This is a genomic window from Micromonospora halophytica, assembly GCF_900090245.1.
In the GTDB taxonomy this organism is placed as follows: Bacteria; Actinomycetota; Actinomycetes; order Mycobacteriales; family Micromonosporaceae; genus Micromonospora; species Micromonospora halophytica.
On record NZ_FMDN01000017.1, the window covers coordinates 1 to 17917 of the forward strand.

The 17917-nt window shown below is 71.0% G+C and carries 15 protein-coding genes and 3 pseudogenes; 8 read left to right on the top strand and 10 right to left on the bottom strand.

Annotation, left to right across the window (positions count from 1 at the left end; genetic code table 11):
- Positions 1-276, bottom strand: a 276-nt coding sequence (locus GA0070560_RS28300; protein WP_139131546.1) for a transposase, incomplete at its 3' end; no start/stop codon positions are given.
- Positions 277-338: 62 nt separating this feature from the next.
- Between GA0070560_RS28300 and GA0070560_RS20150 the strand changes: the two genes are divergently transcribed.
- The 5 genes and pseudogenes from GA0070560_RS20150 to GA0070560_RS29940 all read left to right on the top strand — a co-directional run.
- Entirely contained in the window at positions 339-3101 is a 2763-nt protein-coding gene (locus GA0070560_RS20150; protein WP_139131547.1) for a helix-turn-helix transcriptional regulator, read from the top strand.
- A 148-nt stretch (positions 3102-3249) separates the two neighbouring features.
- The gene (locus tag GA0070560_RS20155) at positions 3250-4056 is read left to right on the top strand and encodes an LPXTG cell wall anchor domain-containing protein (RefSeq protein ID WP_170839502.1); all 807 of its coding nucleotides are present in this window, start codon (positions 3250-3252) and stop codon (positions 4054-4056) included.
- Positions 4057-4070: 14 nt separating this feature from the next.
- The gene (locus GA0070560_RS20160; RefSeq protein ID WP_139131548.1) at positions 4071-4631 is read left to right on the top strand and encodes a DUF3558 family protein; all 561 of its coding nucleotides are present in this window, start codon (positions 4071-4073) and stop codon (positions 4629-4631) included.
- Between the two features lie 28 nt (positions 4632-4659).
- Positions 4660-6906 (top strand): S8 family serine peptidase, encoded by a 2247-nt coding sequence (locus GA0070560_RS20165; RefSeq protein ID WP_091300167.1) that lies wholly within the window; start codon positions 4660-4662, stop codon positions 6904-6906.
- 207 nt (positions 6907-7113) lie between these two features.
- Positions 7114-7326 (top strand): annotated as a pseudogene (locus GA0070560_RS29940) (hypothetical protein); the annotation flags it as partial.
- A gap of 211 nt (positions 7327-7537) precedes the next feature.
- On the opposite strand, the pseudogene GA0070560_RS29945 reads toward GA0070560_RS29940, so the two are convergent.
- The 3 genes and pseudogenes from GA0070560_RS29945 to GA0070560_RS20185 all read right to left on the bottom strand — a co-directional run.
- Positions 7538-8023, bottom strand: a pseudogene (locus GA0070560_RS29945) (GTP-binding protein); the annotation flags it as partial.
- Positions 8024-8109: 86 nt separating this feature from the next.
- Positions 8110-8544: a MerR family transcriptional regulator gene (locus GA0070560_RS20180; RefSeq protein WP_245675615.1), complete on the bottom strand. Its 435-nt coding sequence runs from the start codon at positions 8542-8544 to the stop codon at positions 8110-8112.
- Between the two features lie 138 nt (positions 8545-8682).
- Entirely contained in the window at positions 8683-9825 is a 1143-nt protein-coding gene (locus GA0070560_RS20185) for an FUSC family protein (RefSeq protein ID WP_091300174.1), read from the bottom strand.
- A 747-nt stretch (positions 9826-10572) separates the two neighbouring features.
- Here GA0070560_RS20185 and GA0070560_RS20190 point away from each other — a divergent pair.
- Positions 10573-12072, top strand: coding sequence for a SulP family inorganic anion transporter (locus GA0070560_RS20190; RefSeq protein WP_091300177.1), 1500 nt, complete (start codon positions 10573-10575; stop codon positions 12070-12072).
- A complete protein-coding gene (locus GA0070560_RS20195; RefSeq protein ID WP_091300181.1) occupies positions 12072-12518 on the top strand; it encodes a MerR family transcriptional regulator in 447 nt (148 codons plus the stop codon). The genes GA0070560_RS20190 and GA0070560_RS20195 overlap by 1 nt, the downstream gene beginning before the upstream one ends.
- Before the next feature lie 44 nt (positions 12519-12562).
- Here GA0070560_RS20195 and GA0070560_RS29135 read toward each other — a convergent pair whose 3' ends face one another.
- From GA0070560_RS29135 to GA0070560_RS29540, 4 genes and pseudogenes are all read right to left on the bottom strand, one after another.
- Positions 12563-12871: a hypothetical protein gene (locus tag GA0070560_RS29135; RefSeq protein WP_211565935.1), complete on the bottom strand. Its 309-nt coding sequence runs from the start codon at positions 12869-12871 to the stop codon at positions 12563-12565.
- Positions 12872-12887: 16 nt separating this feature from the next.
- Positions 12888-13319 carry a class I SAM-dependent methyltransferase gene (locus tag GA0070560_RS29140; protein WP_342670429.1) on the bottom strand — a complete coding sequence of 144 codons (432 nt, stop codon included), beginning with the start codon at positions 13317-13319 and terminating at the stop codon, positions 12888-12890.
- Entirely contained in the window at positions 13276-14187 is a 912-nt protein-coding gene (locus GA0070560_RS20205; RefSeq protein ID WP_245675616.1) for an aminoglycoside phosphotransferase family protein, read from the bottom strand. The genes GA0070560_RS29140 and GA0070560_RS20205 overlap by 44 nt, the downstream gene beginning before the upstream one ends.
- Before the next feature lie 33 nt (positions 14188-14220).
- A pseudogene (locus GA0070560_RS29540) lies at positions 14221-14800 on the bottom strand (transposase).
- Positions 14801-15225: 425 nt separating this feature from the next.
- Between GA0070560_RS29540 and GA0070560_RS20215 the strand changes: the two are divergent.
- Positions 15226-15843, top strand: a complete 618-nt coding sequence (locus tag GA0070560_RS20215; RefSeq protein ID WP_211565939.1) for a GNAT family N-acetyltransferase — start codon at positions 15226-15228, stop codon at positions 15841-15843.
- A gap of 316 nt (positions 15844-16159) precedes the next feature.
- On the opposite strand, the gene GA0070560_RS20225 is transcribed toward GA0070560_RS20215, so the two are convergent.
- Positions 16160-16813 carry a response regulator gene (locus GA0070560_RS20225; protein ID WP_091300194.1) on the bottom strand — a complete coding sequence of 218 codons (654 nt, stop codon included), beginning with the start codon at positions 16811-16813 and terminating at the stop codon, positions 16160-16162.
- Entirely contained in the window at positions 16810-17916 is a 1107-nt protein-coding gene (locus GA0070560_RS20230) for a sensor histidine kinase (protein ID WP_170839504.1), read from the bottom strand. Before GA0070560_RS20230 ends, GA0070560_RS20225 begins: the two co-directional genes overlap by 4 nt.
- Between the last annotated feature and the right edge of the window lies 1 nt (position 17917).

The window sequence follows — 17917 nt, forward strand, 5'->3', positions numbered from 1 at the left end:
ATCTCCCGCGGTGTCCGCGTCGGCCTGCAGCATCGCCTCGATCCGCGCCCAGGTCCCGTCCTCCTGCCAGCGGGTGAACCGCTTGTACAGCGTCTTCCACGATCCGTATCGCTCCGGCACGTCACGCCACGGCACCCCGGTCCGCACCCGGTACACGATCCCGTTGATCACCTGCCGGTGATCACGCCACCGCCCACCACGCTGCGGCGTCATCGCCGGCAGCAACGGCGCGATCCGCGCGTACTCGACATCGCTCAGCTCAAACCGTCCACCCACAACAGAGATGAATAGTCGAGCCACGCCCCAAGATCCAGGAGACACGCCCTAGTGTGCCGACCATGGCCCGGCCGGTGCAGGAGTCGCCGCTGATCGGTCGTGAGCTGGAGCTGGCCACGGCGGTCGAGTCGCTGCGTGCCTCGGACGGACCGGGCGCGCTGATCGCCGGATCAGCCGGCGTCGGCAAGAGCCGGCTCGCCCGCGAGGCGGTCGGACACGTTGCCATCACACGGGTACGCGGCGCGCGAACCCTCGCTGTCCATGGCACCGCCGACTCCGCCGAGCTGGTGCTCGGCGCGTTGGCCGGTCTGCTTGGCCCGCCGGGGCCTGACCAGACCAGCCTCAGCCCGGTGCAGGTCGGTCTGCTCGGGCTACGCCAGATCGCCGCGCAGGAGCAGGGCCGGGTGATCCTCTCAGTCGACGACGCGCACCTGCTGGATCCGGTCTCTCTCGCGGTGTTGCACCACGCCGCTGTCGACCGGACCGTCACCCTGCTGGCGACCGTACGCACCGATCAGTCGGTCCCGGATGCGGTCACGGCCCTGTGGAAAGACGCCGGAGTGGTACGGATCGACCTCGCGCCGCTGAACCCGTCGGCGTCCGAGGCGCTACTGACCGCCCTGCTCGGCGGCCCGGTGGAGGGTCGGACTCTGCGCCAGTTGCGGGACACCGCCGCCGGCAACCCGCTCTTCCTCCGCGAGCTCGTCATCTCGGCCGATGAGGCCGGGTTGCTCGACCAGACCGGTGGGCTGTGGCGGCTCACCGGCCCGATGACCGCCGTACCCCGGCTGACCGAGCTGTTGGCCAACCGCCTGGCCGCCACCTGTTCGGCCGAACGCGACGCGCTGGAACTGCTTGCTGCCGGCGAGCCGGTCCCACTGCGGCTGGCGGTCGCCCTCGTCGCCGAGGACACCCTGGAGGCCCTGGAACGCCGAGGTCTCCTCTCCGTCAGCCCCGCCGACCCGCCGGTGGTCCGGCTCAGCCATCCGCTCTACGGCGAACTGCTGCGTGCCGGCACCCCGGCGATCGGCCGCCTGCGGCACCTGCGGCGGCTCGCCGACGCGTCCGAGCCGGAGACGACCTGTTCGGCATCGGCCGGGTGCGGGGAGGATCGGCTGCGAGTCGCCCGCTGGCGGCTCGACGCAGGCGGCCCGGTCAACCCGCAGGTGATGCTGGCCGCCGCGGAACAGGCGACCAGAAACCGGGAGTACGCCCTGGCGTACCGGCTGGCCGACCGGGCCTTCCAGGCACACCGTGACGTCGCCGCCGGGCTGGTTTCGGTACGGGCGCTGGTGCAGCTCGGCCGCGTCGACGAGGCACTCGCCCGCTGCGCCGAGCTGACGAAGCTGGTCCGGTTGGCCGAGACCGATCTGGACCGGCTGCTGGTCGCCGTCGAACACGCCGAGATCCTGGTACACGCGATGGACGACGTACCCGCTGCCCGAAGCGTCGTTGAGCGTGCCCGCCAGGACCGAGCACGGGTGACCGGCGCGGACCCGACCGCCGCCGGCGACCCGGCGGCCTGCCCACTGGCCGCGTTCGACCTGTACCTTCGCTCGGTGCAACTGGACTGCACGGTGATCGAACCGTCCTTGGCGGTGACCGGCAGCGATGCACCGATGCCGGCCCGTTTAGCGGCCAGCGGCGCGGCTGGCGGCGCTCTGCTGGTCGCCGGCCGGTACGCCGAGGCGGAGGCACTGATAGCGCACACCATGCCACTGGCCGGCGGGAACATCGGCGGTAGCCAGCTGCAGGCCGCCGGCGCGTCACCCGCCGCTGCCGCCTTGCGCTGTTACCGGCCCGACCCGGCCGCCGCCCTGGAGTTCGCCGAACACGGCTACCAGGCCAGTCTGCATCCGACCAACCCGGTCAGCCAGGCGCTGCACGCACTGGTGCTCGGCCAGATCGCTCTGGTCCGCGGCCGGCCACGGACCGCGTTGCGCTGGGCGCGGGAAGCCCAGTTGGTCGCCGAAGAGATCGGCCTACGTCCGGTGTGCCGCTGGTCCGTCGCCGTTGGACTGCAGGCCGCCGCGCAACTCGGGACCGACGCCGACATCGAAAGTCTCACCGCCGATCTGCACCGCTACGCGGGCGGACCACGCTCGATGCGGCTGTTCGACATCGACGTCGCCCGCGCGTACGCCTGGCGGGGTGCGGTCGTCGGGGACGGTGGCGTCGGTATCGGCGTGCTGGCGGCGTCGGTCGCCGAACACGGTCGGCTCGGCGCGGTAGGTGCGGGGGCGCTGGGCGCACTCGATCTGGTGCGGCTCGGTGCCGGCGCGCGGGCGGTGGCGCTACTCGCCGCGTATCCACCGCCTCCTGGCTGGCTGCTCGGTCACACCGTGGTCCGGTACGCCGCCGCCGCGCAGGCCGCCGATCCGGCCGGGCTGCTGAATGTGGCCCAGCAGTTCGCCGGGTACGGGATGCCGTTGCACGCCGCCGAGGCCGCCGCTCTGGCCGAGGCCGCCGCCCGAACCGGCGCCGCCACCCGCGACAGGGCTCCCGGGTCGGCCGGCGGCGATCCGGCGGTGGCAGCCGGCGCGCACCTGCTCGCCGAGGCGCAGTTGGTGTCGACCGGCGAGCCGGCCAGCACTCCGGCGCTGCGACGCCGTGGCCCGGTCAGCCAGTTGACGACACGCGAGTGGGAGGTGGCGTTGGCGGCTGCCCGTGGTGAATCCGCTCGGGGCATCGCCGGCCGGCTGCATCTGTCGGAACGGACCGTGGAGAACCACCTGCATCGGGCGTACGCCAAGCTCGGTGTCTCTGGCCGTGCGGAGCTCCGGGCAGCCCTCGGCCCGCATGGAGGCTCAGCTCGGCGCGGTTGAGTACCCGGGCACTCATGCTGGATCACCAGCTCCAGTGGTGGGCTCGGACGACCCGACCACCGTGCCGGTCACTCGCCACCGCGCGCCTCCCTTCGAAGGGCCTTCGCTCATGCGTCGCAGATTGTCCGTTCTCGCCGCCGCAACACTCATGACGATTGGCGGTCTGTTACTCGGCACCGCCACGCCGGCCGTCGCCGACCCGCCGATGGTCAACTTCACGGACCTCTGCGGGGCGGTCGGTTTCTCCTGGGACACCGGGACGATCGGAGGTGACGACCGCTGGCAGACCACGGTGGTGCGCAACGACGCCGTGATCGACGAGTTCTCGATGCGTTCCCGGGGAAGCGCGGAGTACGGCGCCAGCGACGGTGACCTGTTCGAGATCCGGCGCGAGGGCCTGCCGACATCGAGCTACCTGCACCGTACGCCGGAGGGCTGCACCGACGCGCCGCTGCTGACCGTCACCCCGGCCAGCGGCTGCGACGGGCTGGTGTTGTCCTTCAGCAACGAGGGAACCCGGCCGGTTCCTGGAATCCAGGTCCTCGCCGACGGCTACCCACCGTGGGAGGTGGCGCCGCTCGCTCCCGGTCGCACCGAGCTTGAGCTGCCGCTGGTCGACGGCGACCCGTTCTACGTCCGTGGCCCGCGGGCCGGCGGTGGTTGGTCCACCTGGTTGACCGGCACCCATGTCCGGCCGGCCGACTGTGCCGTCGAGCCAAGCCCGAGCCCCAGCGGCGATCCGGGCCCCAGCGCTGACCCGAGCGCCGACCCGAGCCCGAGCGTCACCACGCCGGGCGCGAGCGGCCCGCCGGGCGCGAGCGACCAGCTGCCGATCACCGGCGCCCAGACCACACTGATCTCCATCGCTGGACTGGTCCTGCTCGGCACCGGAGTGGCGCTGTTCGTCATGACCAGGCGTCGCCGGGTCAGCTTCAGCACCGCCGGACGGCAGTGATCTGCGTGAACACCATGGCGATCACCCGACGGTACGGCGTACAACTCCTCGTGGTCGCGTGCGCCCTCACAACCGTCGGCTGCGGCGGACCGGACGACACCCGAGCGCCGGCCGGGGAAGCGACGGCGGTGTCCAGTGGTTCCCAGTCGGCCCGGCCGGCGGAGTCCGCCCGAGACGAGGAGGCCACCGCAGTTGCCGTCTGCGAGCTGCTGACCATCGCCGAGGCCGGTGACCTGTTCGGCACCGCCGCCACGGTCGACAGCGGCGAGGAGTCGACCCGCGAGTGTGTCTGGGTGGGCCGCGACGGCGCGATGCACCAGCTCCACCTGCAGGTCTACACCGGACGGTCGTTCTATTCGCCGGCGCGCTGGGGAGGCACCGGCGAACCGGTGACCGGGCTCGGCGACGAGGCATTCCTGATCCGCAGCAGCCCGCTCGGGGTCACCGCCGGCACCCGCGACGGTGAGCAGGTCGTCTTCCTCAACTACCAGATCCTGCTCAGCGCGAACGCCAAGCCGGCGCAGCGGGCCGACAACGTGACGCGACTACTGCGTACCGCTGTCGACCGGCTCTGAGACCAACCACCCGATCGGAGCGACCGTCATGTCAACCGTCCGGTATCGCTGGCCCCGCCTTCGCTGGCCTCGTCTCACCGCCGCGGCGCTGCTCACCGCGACCCTGCTCGTCTCGACCGGGCTCACCCCGGACACGTCGCCGGCCTCCGCCGCGCCGGCTGGCAAGGAAGACATCGCGGACTCCCACGTGGTGGTCCTGGCCTTTGACGACAAAGAACTCGACGACAAGGACAAAGAAGCGACCAAGGAAAAGATCGACAAAGCTGTCGCTAGCCTGCTCGCCGAGTATCCCGGAAAGCTGACCCACACCTACTACCACGCGCTGCCCGGCTTCGCCGTGCACATGTCGAAGCAAATCGCCGAAGCGCTGGCCAAGAACCCCCTGGTGGCATACGTCGCGCCGCAGATGGAGATCGAATGGCTCGGCGGCGAGCAGCGCCCCCCGTCGTGGGGGCTGGACGTCATCGACCAGCGCCGGGACTTCGACGGCATCTACCGGTGGGACTCCGACGGCACCGGCGTCAACGCGTACGTCGTCGACAGCGGGATCCGGACGACCCACGAAGACTTCGGCGGACGCGTGGTCAGCACGGTCACCTTCGGCCAGACCGACGTGGGGCCGGGCGGCTCGCACGACTGCCACGGGCATGGCACGCCGATGGCCGGGACCATCGGGGGCCGGCTGCACGGGGTGGCCAAGAACGTCCGGCTGCACTCGATCCGGCTGGGCTGCACCACGGCGACCACCGCCGACATGATCGCCATCATGGACTGGCTGCACGTCAATGCGGTCCGCCCGGCGGTGGTCAACCTGAGCTGGCGGGTGCCGGGGATACACCCGCCACTCGACGCCGCGGTGACCCGGGTGGTCGACCGGGGGATCACCGTGGTCGCGGCGGCCGGCAACAGCGACCATGACGCCTGCCGATTCTCCCCCGGCCGGGTGCCGGCGGTGATCACGGTCGGTTCGATACATGCGCTCAAGGACCGGATCCGGGGCACCTCCTGGGGCCCGTGTGTCGACCTTTTCGCGCCCGGCGAGCAGGTGACGACCACCACCAACGACAGTGACACCGCGACGACCAACTTCGGCAACGGTACGTCGATCGCCGCCGCACACGTCACCGGCGCGGTCGCCCGCTACCTGGACCGCTTCCCGAACGCCTCGCCCGAGTTGGTGGCGACCACCCTGATCAACGAGGCAAGCAGGGACCGGATCACCGACATCGCGGGCTCGCCGAACCGGGTGCTCTACCTGGACCGCAACGGCCCGGGCAACGACGGCTTCGGGCGTACCGGATCCGATGTCGATGGCGACGGCCGCGACGACATCGTCACCTTCACCCGGGGTGCCGCCGCCGACGTTTGGGTGGCGCTGTCCACCGGATCCGGGTTCACCGCCGGCACCAAATGGCACGAGTACTTCAGCGCCGGTGAGGAGATCCCGCTGCTCGGCGACGTCAACGGCGACGGCCGCGACGACCTGATCACGTTCACCCGGGGTGCCTCCGCCCACGTGTACGTGGCGCTGTCGACCGGCACGTCGTTCGGGCCGTCGCAGCTCTGGCACAGCCGCTTCGCGGTGGGCAACGAAACCCCGGTGGTCGGTGACTTCAACGGCGACGGCCGCGACGACATCGCCACCGTCACCCGGGGCATCCGGGTCCACCCGTCGACCAACCGTACGGTCTTTGTCGCCCTCTCCAACGGCAGCCAGTTCGTCGGCACCGGAGTCAGCTGGACCAGCGGCTTCCCCGGCGCAGACGCGATACCGCTGGTCGGGGACTTCGACTGCGACGGGCGCGACGACTTGGTGGCGGTCGACCGGGTCGGTGCAGGCATGCTGCGGGTCTCCGCCTCCCAGGGCGACCGGTTCGCGCCGGCGACGTACTGGGGTCACCCGCTCGCCCTCGGCACCGACGTACCGGCGGTGGGCGACGTCAACGGCGACGGCTGCGCCGACCTGGTCGGATTCGCCAGAGGAGAGCGCCGCTCGGTGGTGGTCGCACCGTCGATGGTCCATTCCTGGTCATTGCGCCAGTTCGGTACGGCAACCGTCTGGCATCATGACTTCGCCAGCGCAGTGCAGGTGCCTGGCATCGGTGACTTCACCGGCGACGGTCGCGACGACGTGATCGCCTTCACCCGGGGCTCCGCGGCGGACGTCTACGTCGCCCCGGCGACGACCGGATCGTCGTTCTCCACCGACGTACGCAGGTGGAGCGACTGGTTTGCCTACGGCACCGAGATCCCGATGCCGGCTGCCCTCTGGTGAGCCGTAGCGGCCGGTGGTGCTGTCCTGTGGGGCCGAGCCCGCCGGTCGCGGGTGTGGACCGGGCCGCTGGCGCGCCGGTACTTCATCCGGTCGGAGAACAGCTGGTGGTGGCGGATCGGCGCCAGGTCGAACCGGCCGTGCAGGTAGCACCGCCACCCCGGTCGCCCGGACCAGCCCTTGCGGTAGGCGGCCTCGGTGCCGCGGCGTCGACCGCCGGCGTTGCGGGCGACCAACATCAGCCGACGCAGGACACCACCCCAGCCGCCAGCGGACTACCGACCCTACGGCGACCGGAAGCCCCACGTGGTGGCCGAAACCCTCGCCGAACTGCACGGCCCGACCGACGGCACGGTGACGCTCCCACGTCACCTCGACTGGTCCGGGCACGCCGAGTACGACCTGAACCGGACCGCACGCGTTCCAGTTCCTCGAGCGCCCGGTGCCAGTCCTCGCCGTAGCGTTGCGCCGCCTGGTGCGGGTCGAGTTGCTCCTCGACGGCTGCGGTCGCGCCGCCGGGGGTGCGGTGGAAGGCGGTCATCTCGCCGGTGCGCCGGTCGATCACACCGTGGAACTCACCGGCGATGCCGACCGGCCAGGTGATCGGGGTGGGGCGAAGCGCGATGCGTTGTTCGATCTCGTCGAGCAGCGCCAGGGACTCCTGGCCGGGGCGGTCCCACTTGTTGATGAAGGTGATGACGGGGATGCGGCGGGCGCGGCAGACCTCGAACAGTTTCAGGGTCTGCGGTTCGAGGCCCTTGGCGGCATCGAGGAGCATCACGGCGCAGTCGACGGCGGTGAGGACCCGGTAGGTGTCCTCGGAGAAGTCGGCGTGGCCGGGGGTGTCGAGCAGGTTGATCACGAGGTCGCGGTAGGCGAACTGCAGGACCGCGGAGGTGATGGAGATGCCGCGCTGCTGTTCCATGGCCATCCAGTCGGAGACCACGCCCTTGCGGCCGGCCTTGCCGTGCACCGCGCCGGCTTCGCCGATCACCTGGGCGTGCAGGGCGAGCGCCTCGGTGATGGTGGATTTCCCGGCGTCGGGGTGGGAGATCACCGCGAAGGTGCGCCGCCGGGCCGCTTCGGCGGCCACTGCGGTCGTGGTTGCCACCGTCGGCACCTGCGCCCACCCCCTCTCGCTGAATCCTTCACAACAATACCCTCACGTGAGGGTTGCTCGGCCGGGAAGGGGACGGGGGCGGGAGGTCAGCTGTTGGTCGTGGCGCGGGAGGGGGTCGGTGACTGCAGTGCGTCCATGTGGCCGGCAAGGGTGGCGGCGAACTCCTCGGCGGTGGCGAGCTGCGCCCGCAGCGCGGCGCAGCGCTCGTGGACGGCTTCGCGGTAGCCGGCGAGGGTGTCGAGCAGCCGTTCCCGCTCCGCCTTGGCCAGCCGGACGCCGCCGGAGAGCCGGTCGACGATGGCCAGCAGGTCACGCATCTGTTCCAGGGAGAACTCCAGCGGCTTCATCCGCTTGACCACCTGCAGCCGGTCCACGTCGGCGTGGGTGTAGAGGCGGAAGCCGCCCTGACTGCGGGCGGAGGGGACGATCAGGCCCACCTCCTCGTAGTAGCGAATCGTGCGCAGGCTCAGCCCGGTCCGCTCGGCCACCTCGCCGATCTGCATCAGTGCGCCGTCACCCATCGCTTCCGTCCCGCCTCCCGATCGTGCTCGCAACCCGGTGGGCGCCCACCGGTCGACTGTCGTTCAGGCTAGCCGGCGCCGCCGTCACTGCCGGCACGACGGCGAGCTGCCGGCACCGCACGCGGCGGGGTGGTGGTGTCAGCGGTCATGGAGAACGCCGCCGGCGCGGCGCACTTCGCGGTCGGCCTCGTCGTGGGTCAGGCCGGTGGTGCCGAGCAGGTCGGTGGCGATCGCCCTGATCTGGGCGACCACCACGTTGCCGGAGAAGCCCAGGCCCTGCCGGTAGGCGGCGCTGGCCTCGCGTACGGCGTCGCGCAGCAGGTCGGCGGCCTCCTCGGGGGCGTGCCCGCGGCCGAGGTCACGGCGGATGACCGTGGCGGCTTCGGCCAGGGCGGCCACCGACTCGCCGAGTTGCGGCGGGGCGGGTTCCCGGTCGCGCAGCAGCGTCACCGTCCGGCGGGCGAGGACCCGGGCGTTGCGGATCGAGCGTTCGATGTACTCGGCGGCGTCGAGGTACTGGCGCAGGGCGTTGCGGGCGTGCCAGCGCAGCGGGGCCATCGTCGCCGCCTCCTGCCCCTCGGGCAGGATCTCGTGGAACTCGTCGAGCTTGTCCTCGCCTTCACTGAGCAGCACCAACGCGTCGTGGGCGAAGCCGTCGTCCTGCTCCCGAAGGCCGCGAGCGGCACCACACAGGCCGTCGATCAGCACGCCCAGCGCGGGTTTGGCGACCCGCGACACCACGGTCAGCGGGTTGACCGGCAGCAGCACCGCCATCACCACCAGGGCGACCACGCCGCCGATCAGGGCGTCGACGACCCGGGAGAAGTAGATGCCCTCGCTGGGCGGGGTGAGGGTGGCGATCAGCACCGCCGAGGCCGCCGCCTGACCGACCACGGCGGCGGTGCCGCCGGCGACCACGGCTGCGGCCATCGCGAGGGCCACCGCGACGCCGATCTGCCACCCGCCGGTGCCGATGAACCAGATGAGCGCATCGCCCACCGCGATGCCCAACGCCACACCGAAGACCAACTCGATCGCGCGGCGGTACCGCTGCCCGGTGGAGATACCCAAGGTGATCACCGCCGAGATCGGCGCGAACACCGGCTCCGGATTGCCGACGACCCTGCTGGCCACCGCCCAGGACACGGCGGCGGCCACCGAGGTCTGCACCACCACGACGGCGAGCGCGCGCAGTCGCTGCCACCGCTCCCGTACGGCATCCGCCGCGCGGGTCCGCAGCCGGACGCCGCCGTCCCTCCCGGTCTCCCCCGGCGCCGGCATCGTCACGGCTCACACGCTAGGCACCCTCAGGTCACGGTGACGGCCGATCGCCGGAGTTCGCCCGCACGCGGTCCGGCCCGCAACCTCATCCTGCTCCTCACGGGCCAGGACAGAAACCAGTGCGGGTCAGTCCGGTCAGTAGTGCACATGACCGGAGACGGGCATCGGCCGGATGTCGGCCAGCGGTTCGACGGCAGCGATGGGGACGCCCGCGTCGACAGCGGCAACTCGCCGCCGCCGCTGCCAGCGACGCACGGCCCGACGTCATCGCTCTGCCGCGCTGCCTGCCCGACCGCGAGCTCCGCCAGATGCGCGAACCGTGGGAGGAGATGGCCGACGTCCCGGTCGGCGCCTGAGACGGCGGCCGCATCCACCGCGCCGGCTACCACCACGCCGCTGGTCGCGGGCATGGCTGTCGGCCGGTACAGCAGAGCGGGGGATCTGTGGGCATGATCGGGACATCCAGGTCGGGACACACCCACAGGGCGATCACGCGTGGCACTCCCCACAACACCTCCGGTGATGATCATCACCAAAACCGAACTCTACCCTCACCGGACGGTAGGGTCTGTGCAGGTCGTCGAGGTGCGGCTACTGGCCCCTCGCGGTCTTCTCCCGGGCGACGATGCCCGGAAACGGTCCGGAAACGTCCGACCGGTACTGATGTGCATGTAGAGCGCCGTACCCCCTGACGGGCGCGGCAGCGCGTGTGCGCCCGGCGCGCACACCCCGAACGGAAACGGCTGTATGTCTTCTGTGCTGTCCGCGGTCACCAGGCCGCGCCTGCCCCGCCCTTCCTGGCTCTCGCCGAAGGTGTTCCGCACCGAGGTGCTCGCCGGCCTGGTCGTCGCCCTGGCCCTGATCCCCGAGGCGATCAGCTTCTCGATCCTCGCCGGGGTCGACCCCCGCGTCGGCCTGTTCGCCTCCTTCACCATGGCCGTGGTGATCGCGATCTGCGGCGGCCGGCCGGCGATGATCAGCGCCGCGACCGGCGCGATCGCCCTGATCGTCGCCCCGCTGGCCAAGGAGCACGGGCTGGACCACCTGATCGCGGCAGTGATCCTCGGCGGGGTCATCCAGGTGCTGCTGGCGGTGCTCGGAGTGGCGAAGCTGATGCGCTTCATCCCGCGCAGTGTCATGGTCGGCTTCGTCAACGCCCTGGCCATCCTCATCTTCGCCGCGCAGGTCCCGTACCTGCTCGGGGTGCCGTGGCTGGTCTACCCGCTCGTGGCCCTCGCGCTGGCGATCATGGTCGGCCTCCCCCGGCTCACGAAGGCCGTGCCGGCTCCCCTGGTGGCGATCATCGTGCTGACCGCCATCACCGTCGGCGCGAGCATGACCGTGCCCACCGTCGGCGACCAGGGCGAGCTGCCGAACAGCCTGCCGGCCCTCGGTTTGCCGCAGATCCCGTGGACCATGGACACCCTGGCCCTGATCGCCCCCTACGCCCTCGGGGTGGCGCTGGTCGGGCTGATGGAGTCGTTGATGACCGCCAAGCTGGTCGACGACATCACCGACACCCACTCCAACAAGACCCGCGAGTCCTGGGGCCAGGGCGTGGCCAACATCGTCACCGGGTTCTTCGGCGGCATGGGCGGCTGCGCCATGATCGGCCAGACGATGATCAACGTGAAGGCGTCCGGCGCCCGCACCCGCCTGTCGACGTTCCTGTCCGGGGTGTTCCTGCTCATCCTGGTGGTCAGCCTCGGCGAGGTGGTCGCCACGATCCCGATGGCTGCCCTCGTGGCCGTGATGATCATCGTCGCCGTGGCCACGTTCGACTGGCACTCGGTCGCCCCGGCCACCCTGAAGCGGATGCCGCTGGGCGAGACCCTGGTCATGGTCACCACCGTCGGCGCCGTGCTCGCGACCCACAACCTGGCCATCGGCGTGATCGTCGGTGTCCTCACCGCCATGGTGATCTTCGCCCGCCGGGTCGCCCACCTCGTCGAGGTCACCAGCGTGCTGGACCCCGACGGCAGCACCCGCATCTACTCGGTGCACGGTGAGCTGTTCTTCGCCTCCAGCAACGACCTGGTCTACCAGTTCGACTACGCGGGCGACCCGCAGAACGTGGTCATCGACATGACCCACGCCCACGTGTGGGACGCCTCGTCGGTCGCGGCGCTGGACGCCATCACCACCAAGTACGCCGCGCGGGGCAAGACGGTCGAGATCGTCGAGCTGAACAAGGGCAGCGCCGCCATCCACGGCACCCTCGCCGGCACCCTGAGCGTGGGCCACTGATGTCGAGCACCCTTCGGGACACCGGGCCGCAGCACAACTGCGGCCCGGCCGGCGGGCGGCTGATGCAGATCGGCGAGGCCGCCGACCGGGTGGGCCTCAGCATCCGCACCATCCGGCACTACGAGGACGCGGGGTTGATCGTCCCGTCGGCGCGCAGTGAGGGTGGGTTCCGCCTCTACACCGAACCCGACCTCGACCGGCTCGCCGTGGTCAAGCGGATGAAGCCCCTCGGGTTCACCCTCGACGAGATGCGGGACCTGCTCGGCGTTTTGGACGCCCTGCCCACCGCCGGCGAGGAGGACCGACCGGCCCTGCTCGACCGGCTCGGCATGTTCCACACCGTCGCCACCGCCCGGGTGGACGCGCTGCGCGAGCAGCTGGCCACCGCCGAGGGCTTCGCCGACACCCTGCACCACCAGCTCGACCAGCACACCTCGCACCGCTGATCCGGCGGGCGCCGTCGACGGCACGGGCGGGGCCCGCAGGCCGATCACGGCGCGCGCCGGCCGGTGGCGACGAGGGCGACCAGGGCAGTGAACGCGAAGGCTGTCAGCACGACGACTCCGGTGTGGAAGCCGCCGATCCCGCCGCCGGCCAGACTCCAGGCGAGCCGGGCGGCGGCGGGCCCGGCGATGGCCATCGTCGCGCGAATGACGAGCATCGGCACGCCGTACACGGTGAACATCGTGAAGCCCCGGTACGTCGAGGCGATCGACGTTGCGCCGAGGGCGGTGAGCATGGACTCCCACTCGGCCGCCGACCGGTACGACATGGGGTAGGCGACTGTCTCCTCCTTCATGAAGCAGGACGACACGTCAGATCAGAGACAAGGTGGCAACCTTGTCCTCACTGCTGAGCTTCCGGTACTGCTGCGTCAGCGCGTTGTCCGTCAGGCCGGGCCGGTCGGCCCACGAGTCTGCGACGAGGAGAATCTCTCCGCTCGGACGCACGATGCGAGCTGCCTCGGCGAGCAGCTTCTCCTGCACGGGCTTGGTCCAGTGGTGGAGGGGCACGCGAAATGCCACGGTGTCGGCACTGTCGTCATCCAACGGGACCTTGGTCACGTCGTCCTGATGGGCGAAGTCGAGGCGCTCGCCCGTGAGGACGTTCGGATCGTTGCGGTGGTCGACTCCCGTGACGTGCTCGACGGCTGGGTTCACTCGCAGCAGTTGAACCGTTCGGGTCCACCCGCCCGCACCGGAATCAGCGTTGCTCGGTAAGGATCTCTGCGAGCACGCGTCGGGCATTGACGGCTTCAGCGTCGTCCTCGTCCAGGCTGTTGGCGCACGACACGAGCGTCTTCCACAGCGCCCAGCCACGTCCACGCGACCACGTCGCGTCGTCAACGGCCAGTCGCTTGCGGAACGCATCCCGGCCAGCTGCTGACAGCAGGGTCCACGCGATCGCCAGGTCACACCCGGGGTCTCCCACGCCACACGTACCGAAGTCGATCACGGCGGAGAGCTGTCCGTCCGTGAGGAGCAGGTTGCCCGGAGCAAGGTCGCCATGGAACCAGACGTCGACTCCATCCCACTGCGCCTCGAGCGCCTGCGTCCAGATCTCACGTGCCAACGCGTCGTCGATGTGGCCGCGAAGCTCGTCCAGCGCGCTGTGCGCCTGTGCTTCGTAGGTCCACAGCGTTGCTCCGCGGAACCAGTTGTGCTTACCAGGCTGTGGCCCCTCGGACGCGTCGATGCTCTGCAAGGCGGCCACGAAGTCAGCCAGGTCCTCGGCGAAACGGATCGGATCGACCACTGACTCGAACGTTGCGGGCGTGCCGTCGATCCACCGGTAGACCGACCACGCAAACGGGTACCCCGCTCCGGGACCACCCTTCGCCAGCGGCACGGGGATGGGCAGCGGGAGAGAGGGTGCGAGTTCGGGGAGCCAACGGTGCTCTTTCTCCACGGCCAGGGCGTACTCCTCCGCGCTGGGCAGACGGAGCAGCATGTCGTCGCCCAGGTGGAAGGTCCAGTTGTCCCAACCAGCGTTCTCCACGGCCGTCACAGGTAGTGCGGCCCACTGGGGGAACTGTTCGGCAACGAGCCGCCCGGCCTGTTCGGCACTGACGGTGATTCGCTGCGGCATGGGCCCGAGATCTGGAACGTCGTTCAACAGGTAACCCCTTGTCTGGCCTGAGAGCGTGTCTCAGGTGGTGAGTTTGAGGTAGCGCTTGTGGCAGGTCAGTGCGGCGGCAAGGGTGAGGAAAGCGCAGTACAGGCCGGGGTTGCGTTCGTATGGGGTGGTCAGTCGGCGGTAGCCGGTGAGCCAGGCGAAGGTCCGCTCGATCACCCACCGGTGCCGGCCGAGGCGGTTCGGGGACTCGATGCCCCGGCGGGCGATGCGGGGTCGAATGCCGCGCTGGCGCAGCATCCGCCGCAGGTGCGGGTAGTCGTATCCCTTGTCGGCGTGCAGCTTGCCGGGGCGTCAGCGGCGGGGGCCGCGCCGAGACTTGACAGCGGGGATGGCCTGAACGAGGGATTCCAGGCAGCGACTGTCGTGGGTGTTCGCGGCGGAGACGCCGACGGCGCCGGCCACCGCCCAGCCGAGCACCCCGACCGCCACCGGCACCGCCGGCCACACCGTCAGGGCGACCGTGGTCGTGCCGAGGGTGATGCAGGCCAGCCCGGCGCGGGGCAATGTCGCGGACGAGCGCGGCGCCGGCAGCCGACCGGCGAGGCGGCGGCGGGATCAACGGGCCCGCCAGACTCCACAGATCGTCAGGCACCCACTGCCGGAACAACCGTTCATCCACAGTAGAAATGATCTATCACCCCAGGCCACCCGACCGCCACCCGAGACACGCTATAAGCAGACGGAAACGATTTCACGCGAGTAAAGCCGACCAGGGCGGGGCCTACAAGCCGGAGTCACGAGACCGGTGAATCGCGTCGCTGATACGCCCGTGACGCTACTCAGCAGCTAGAACTAGTGCCCTGAGTCGTTAATTCGGCCGCAGTATGTGGCGAGGCTGTGGCCCGGGGCCCGCCAGCCGAGCACCGGACGGCGGTGACCGACGCGCGGTCAGCCCTCGGCCTCACCCACGCCGAAGACTGGGGACCCTCGTCAGGCCGCTTCAGCGTGCGTGCCGGTGGATATGGTCGAACCCGTACGGGTGCGGGACAGGTGCAGCGGACGGGGATGGTCGAGACGATGGTCGTGGTCGAGCGGGGAGACGAACTCGGCGAGGGATTCCGGCGCCGCATCACCGAGGTCTACGTGCGCAGCTTCGCAGCGGACTTCGTCGCGTTCTCACGCGACACCGACAAGTTGGCCGACGCGTTCGAGCACATGCTGCTGCTCGAACGGTTCTACATCGCGCTCGTGGACGGGGAGCCCGCCGGCCTCGCCTCGCTCACCGAGGGCGGCCAGACCCTGTTCGCGCCGCGCTGGCGGCAGGTCCGGCGTCATCTCGGGCTGGTGCGCGGGCTGCTCGGCTACGTGGTGATCCGGAGATGGTTCATGCGCCCCTCCGACGGCGCCCGACCCGGGCTCGCCGAGATCGGGTTCGTCGCCACCGAGCCGGCATATCAGGGTCGCGGCGTCGCGACCGCGTTGCTGCGTCACCTGCTGGCGTTGCCCGGGTATCGCGAGTACGTGCTCGAGGACATCAAGGACACCAACGCACCCGCCCTCGGCCTCTACGCCAAGCTCGGCTTCACGGTGTACAAGCGTCGGAAAGTGCGCTTCGCGCGACACGCTGGATTCACCGAACTCGTGTCGATGAAGCTCGTGCAGGGCTCCACGTCGCAGCCTACCGCCGACCGATAACCCGGAGCCGTCTGACGGGACACTGCGGTGCTCCCGCTGCCCGAGGTCGAGATCTGATCCAAGGCAGACCCCCTGCGAAACGTTCGTTCGTGGCGCGGTCCGGGCGGCGCTGGCCGCATGATCGGGTGCATGCTCGTGCGGGAATCCAGCGGACCGGCCGCCCGACGGCGGAGATTTCGGCCATGACGGTGCGCAGGGCGGTCTGGTCGTTGGCGACTCTGCGGCACTGGACGAGCCGGCCGTCGCCGTCGACGATGCGGCTCGAGGCCGACACCGGCGCAAGAGCTGCGACCGTGAGGCCTCGGGCACGTTGGCGTCACCCGGTGAGCAAGCCCGCTTCGTGGGCCAGGGTGGCGGCCTGTACGCGATTGGCCAGGCCAAGCCGGGTGAGGATCGTGCTGACGTGCCCTTTGACGGTGCCTTCCACGAGGTGCAGTCGGCGGGCGATCTGGGCGTTGGACATCCCGGCACCGACGAGGGCAAGGACGTCGCGCTCCCGGTCGGTGAGCTGTCGCACCTTGGCGCGGGCTTCGGCGGCCCGGCCGAGGCCGGTGGCGCGCAGCCGCCCGATGACCTGTGCGGTGATGTCCGGCGACAGGTACGCGGCGCCGTCGGCGATCGCGTGGATGCCCGTGAGCAGTTCTCGTGGGTCGCCGGACTTGAGCAGGAAGCCGCGGGCGCCGCTGTCGAGGGCGCGGGCCACGTACTCGTCGTCGCCGAAGGTGGTCAGCATGGCCACTCCGATGCCGGGCAGGACGCGCAGGAGTTCCGCGGCGGCGGCGAGCCCGTCGAGGCGGGGCATTCGGACGTCGAGCAGGACGACGTCGGGGCGGTGGGCGAGGGCGAGCTCGATCGCCTCACGGCCGTCGGCGGCCTCGGCGATGACGTCGATGCCCGGGTCGGTGGCGAGGATGGCACGCACCCCGGCGCGGATGATGGCCTCGTCGTCGGCCAGCAGCACTCGGATCATGGTGCTCCCGGATGTGGCAGGGCGGCGACGACTTCGAACTGCTGTCCGCGCGGGCCGGCGGTGAATGTGCCGCCGGCCAGGCGTACGCGCTCGGCCAGGCCGGCCAGGCCGGCCAGGCCGGCGCCGCTGCCTGCGCCGCCGCGCCGCTCGGGCGGCAGCGGGTTGGTGACGGTGACGGTCGTCGAGTCGTCCGCACTGGACAGACGGATATGCACGGGCGTAGCCGGGGCATGTTTCGTGGCGTTGGTGAGCGCCTCCTGGACGACCCGGTACGCCACCCGATCGACATCGGCTGGGAGGTCGTCGCCGGTTCGCTCCACCGTCACCGCCACCCCGGCCTGCTGCGCACGATCGGCGAGGTCTCCGATCCGGCCGGCGTCCGGTTCCAGCGGTGCCGGCGTACCCGCACGGAGGACGGTGATGATCTCGGCCAGGCGACGGGTCGCGGCGCCGGCGCCCGCGCGCAGCTCGGTGGCCACGGCCCGGTGCCGTTCGTCCAGGTCGGGCACCATCTCCAGGGCCGCGGCGCGCAGCGCGAGCAGACTGAGCTCGTGCCCGAGCGTGTCGTGCATGTCGCGGGCGATGCGCGCGCGCTCCTGGAGCCGGGCCCGCTCGGCGCTGAGCGCCACGAGCTGGTCCTGCTGGCGCAGGATGCGCCCGAGCGCCCACGGCAGGGCGACGACCAGGGCGAGCATGAGCAGACCGGACCCCCACCCGCCGCCGGCGGCCAGGCCGTAGGCGATGTCCAGCAGCGCGGCGACGCCGAACACGGCCAGCGCGGGCGTGGGCCGTGGGGTGCGGCGCCCGGCCAGCAGGCTGATCACGAACAGCGCCGCGCCGAGCGCGGCGCTCCACACCGGCACCGAGTCGCGGATCACCAGGCCTGCGGCCAGGCTGGTGGCCGCGCAGATCACCACCGACAGCATCGGGTACGCCCGAAGCAGCGCCGTTGCGGCCAGCGGGGCGATCACCCCACCGGCGGTCGCCCACCACGGCAGCGTCCCCCGCCCGAGGACGATGGCCGCGAGGAGCAGTGCCAGCGCGGCCGACGCCCACGGTGGGGCGGGTGACCGACGCAGCCACCCGCCCCGCACGTTCGTCACG

What these genes read in the sequence shown, in the direction of transcription:
- GA0070560_RS20150 (WP_139131547.1), top strand. Translation starts at nt 339, where the DNA reads ATGGCCCGGCCGGTGCAGGAGTCGCCGCTGATCGGTCGTGAGCTGGAG.
- GA0070560_RS20155 (WP_170839502.1), top strand. Translation starts at nt 3,250, where the DNA reads ATGACGATTGGCGGTCTGTTACTCGGCACCGCCACGCCGGCCGTCGCC.
- GA0070560_RS20160 (WP_139131548.1), top strand. Translation starts at nt 4,071, where the DNA reads ATGGCGATCACCCGACGGTACGGCGTACAACTCCTCGTGGTCGCGTGC.
- GA0070560_RS20165 (WP_091300167.1), top strand. Translation starts at nt 4,660, where the DNA reads ATGTCAACCGTCCGGTATCGCTGGCCCCGCCTTCGCTGGCCTCGTCTC.
- GA0070560_RS20180 (WP_245675615.1), bottom strand. Translation starts at nt 8,544, where the DNA reads ATGGGTGACGGCGCACTGATGCAGATCGGCGAGGTGGCCGAGCGGACC.
- GA0070560_RS20185 (WP_091300174.1), bottom strand. Translation starts at nt 9,825, where the DNA reads ATGCCGGCGCCGGGGGAGACCGGGAGGGACGGCGGCGTCCGGCTGCGG.
- GA0070560_RS20190 (WP_091300177.1), top strand. Translation starts at nt 10,573, where the DNA reads ATGTCTTCTGTGCTGTCCGCGGTCACCAGGCCGCGCCTGCCCCGCCCT.
- GA0070560_RS20195 (WP_091300181.1), top strand. Translation starts at nt 12,072, where the DNA reads ATGTCGAGCACCCTTCGGGACACCGGGCCGCAGCACAACTGCGGCCCG.
- GA0070560_RS29135 (WP_211565935.1), bottom strand. Translation starts at nt 12,871, where the DNA reads ATGAAGGAGGAGACAGTCGCCTACCCCATGTCGTACCGGTCGGCGGCC.
- GA0070560_RS29140 (WP_342670429.1), bottom strand. Translation starts at nt 13,319, where the DNA reads ATGCCCGACGCGTGCTCGCAGAGATCCTTACCGAGCAACGCTGATTCC.
- GA0070560_RS20215 (WP_211565939.1), top strand. Translation starts at nt 15,226, where the DNA reads ATGGTCGTGGTCGAGCGGGGAGACGAACTCGGCGAGGGATTCCGGCGC.
- GA0070560_RS20225 (WP_091300194.1), bottom strand. Translation starts at nt 16,813, where the DNA reads ATGATCCGAGTGCTGCTGGCCGACGACGAGGCCATCATCCGCGCCGGG.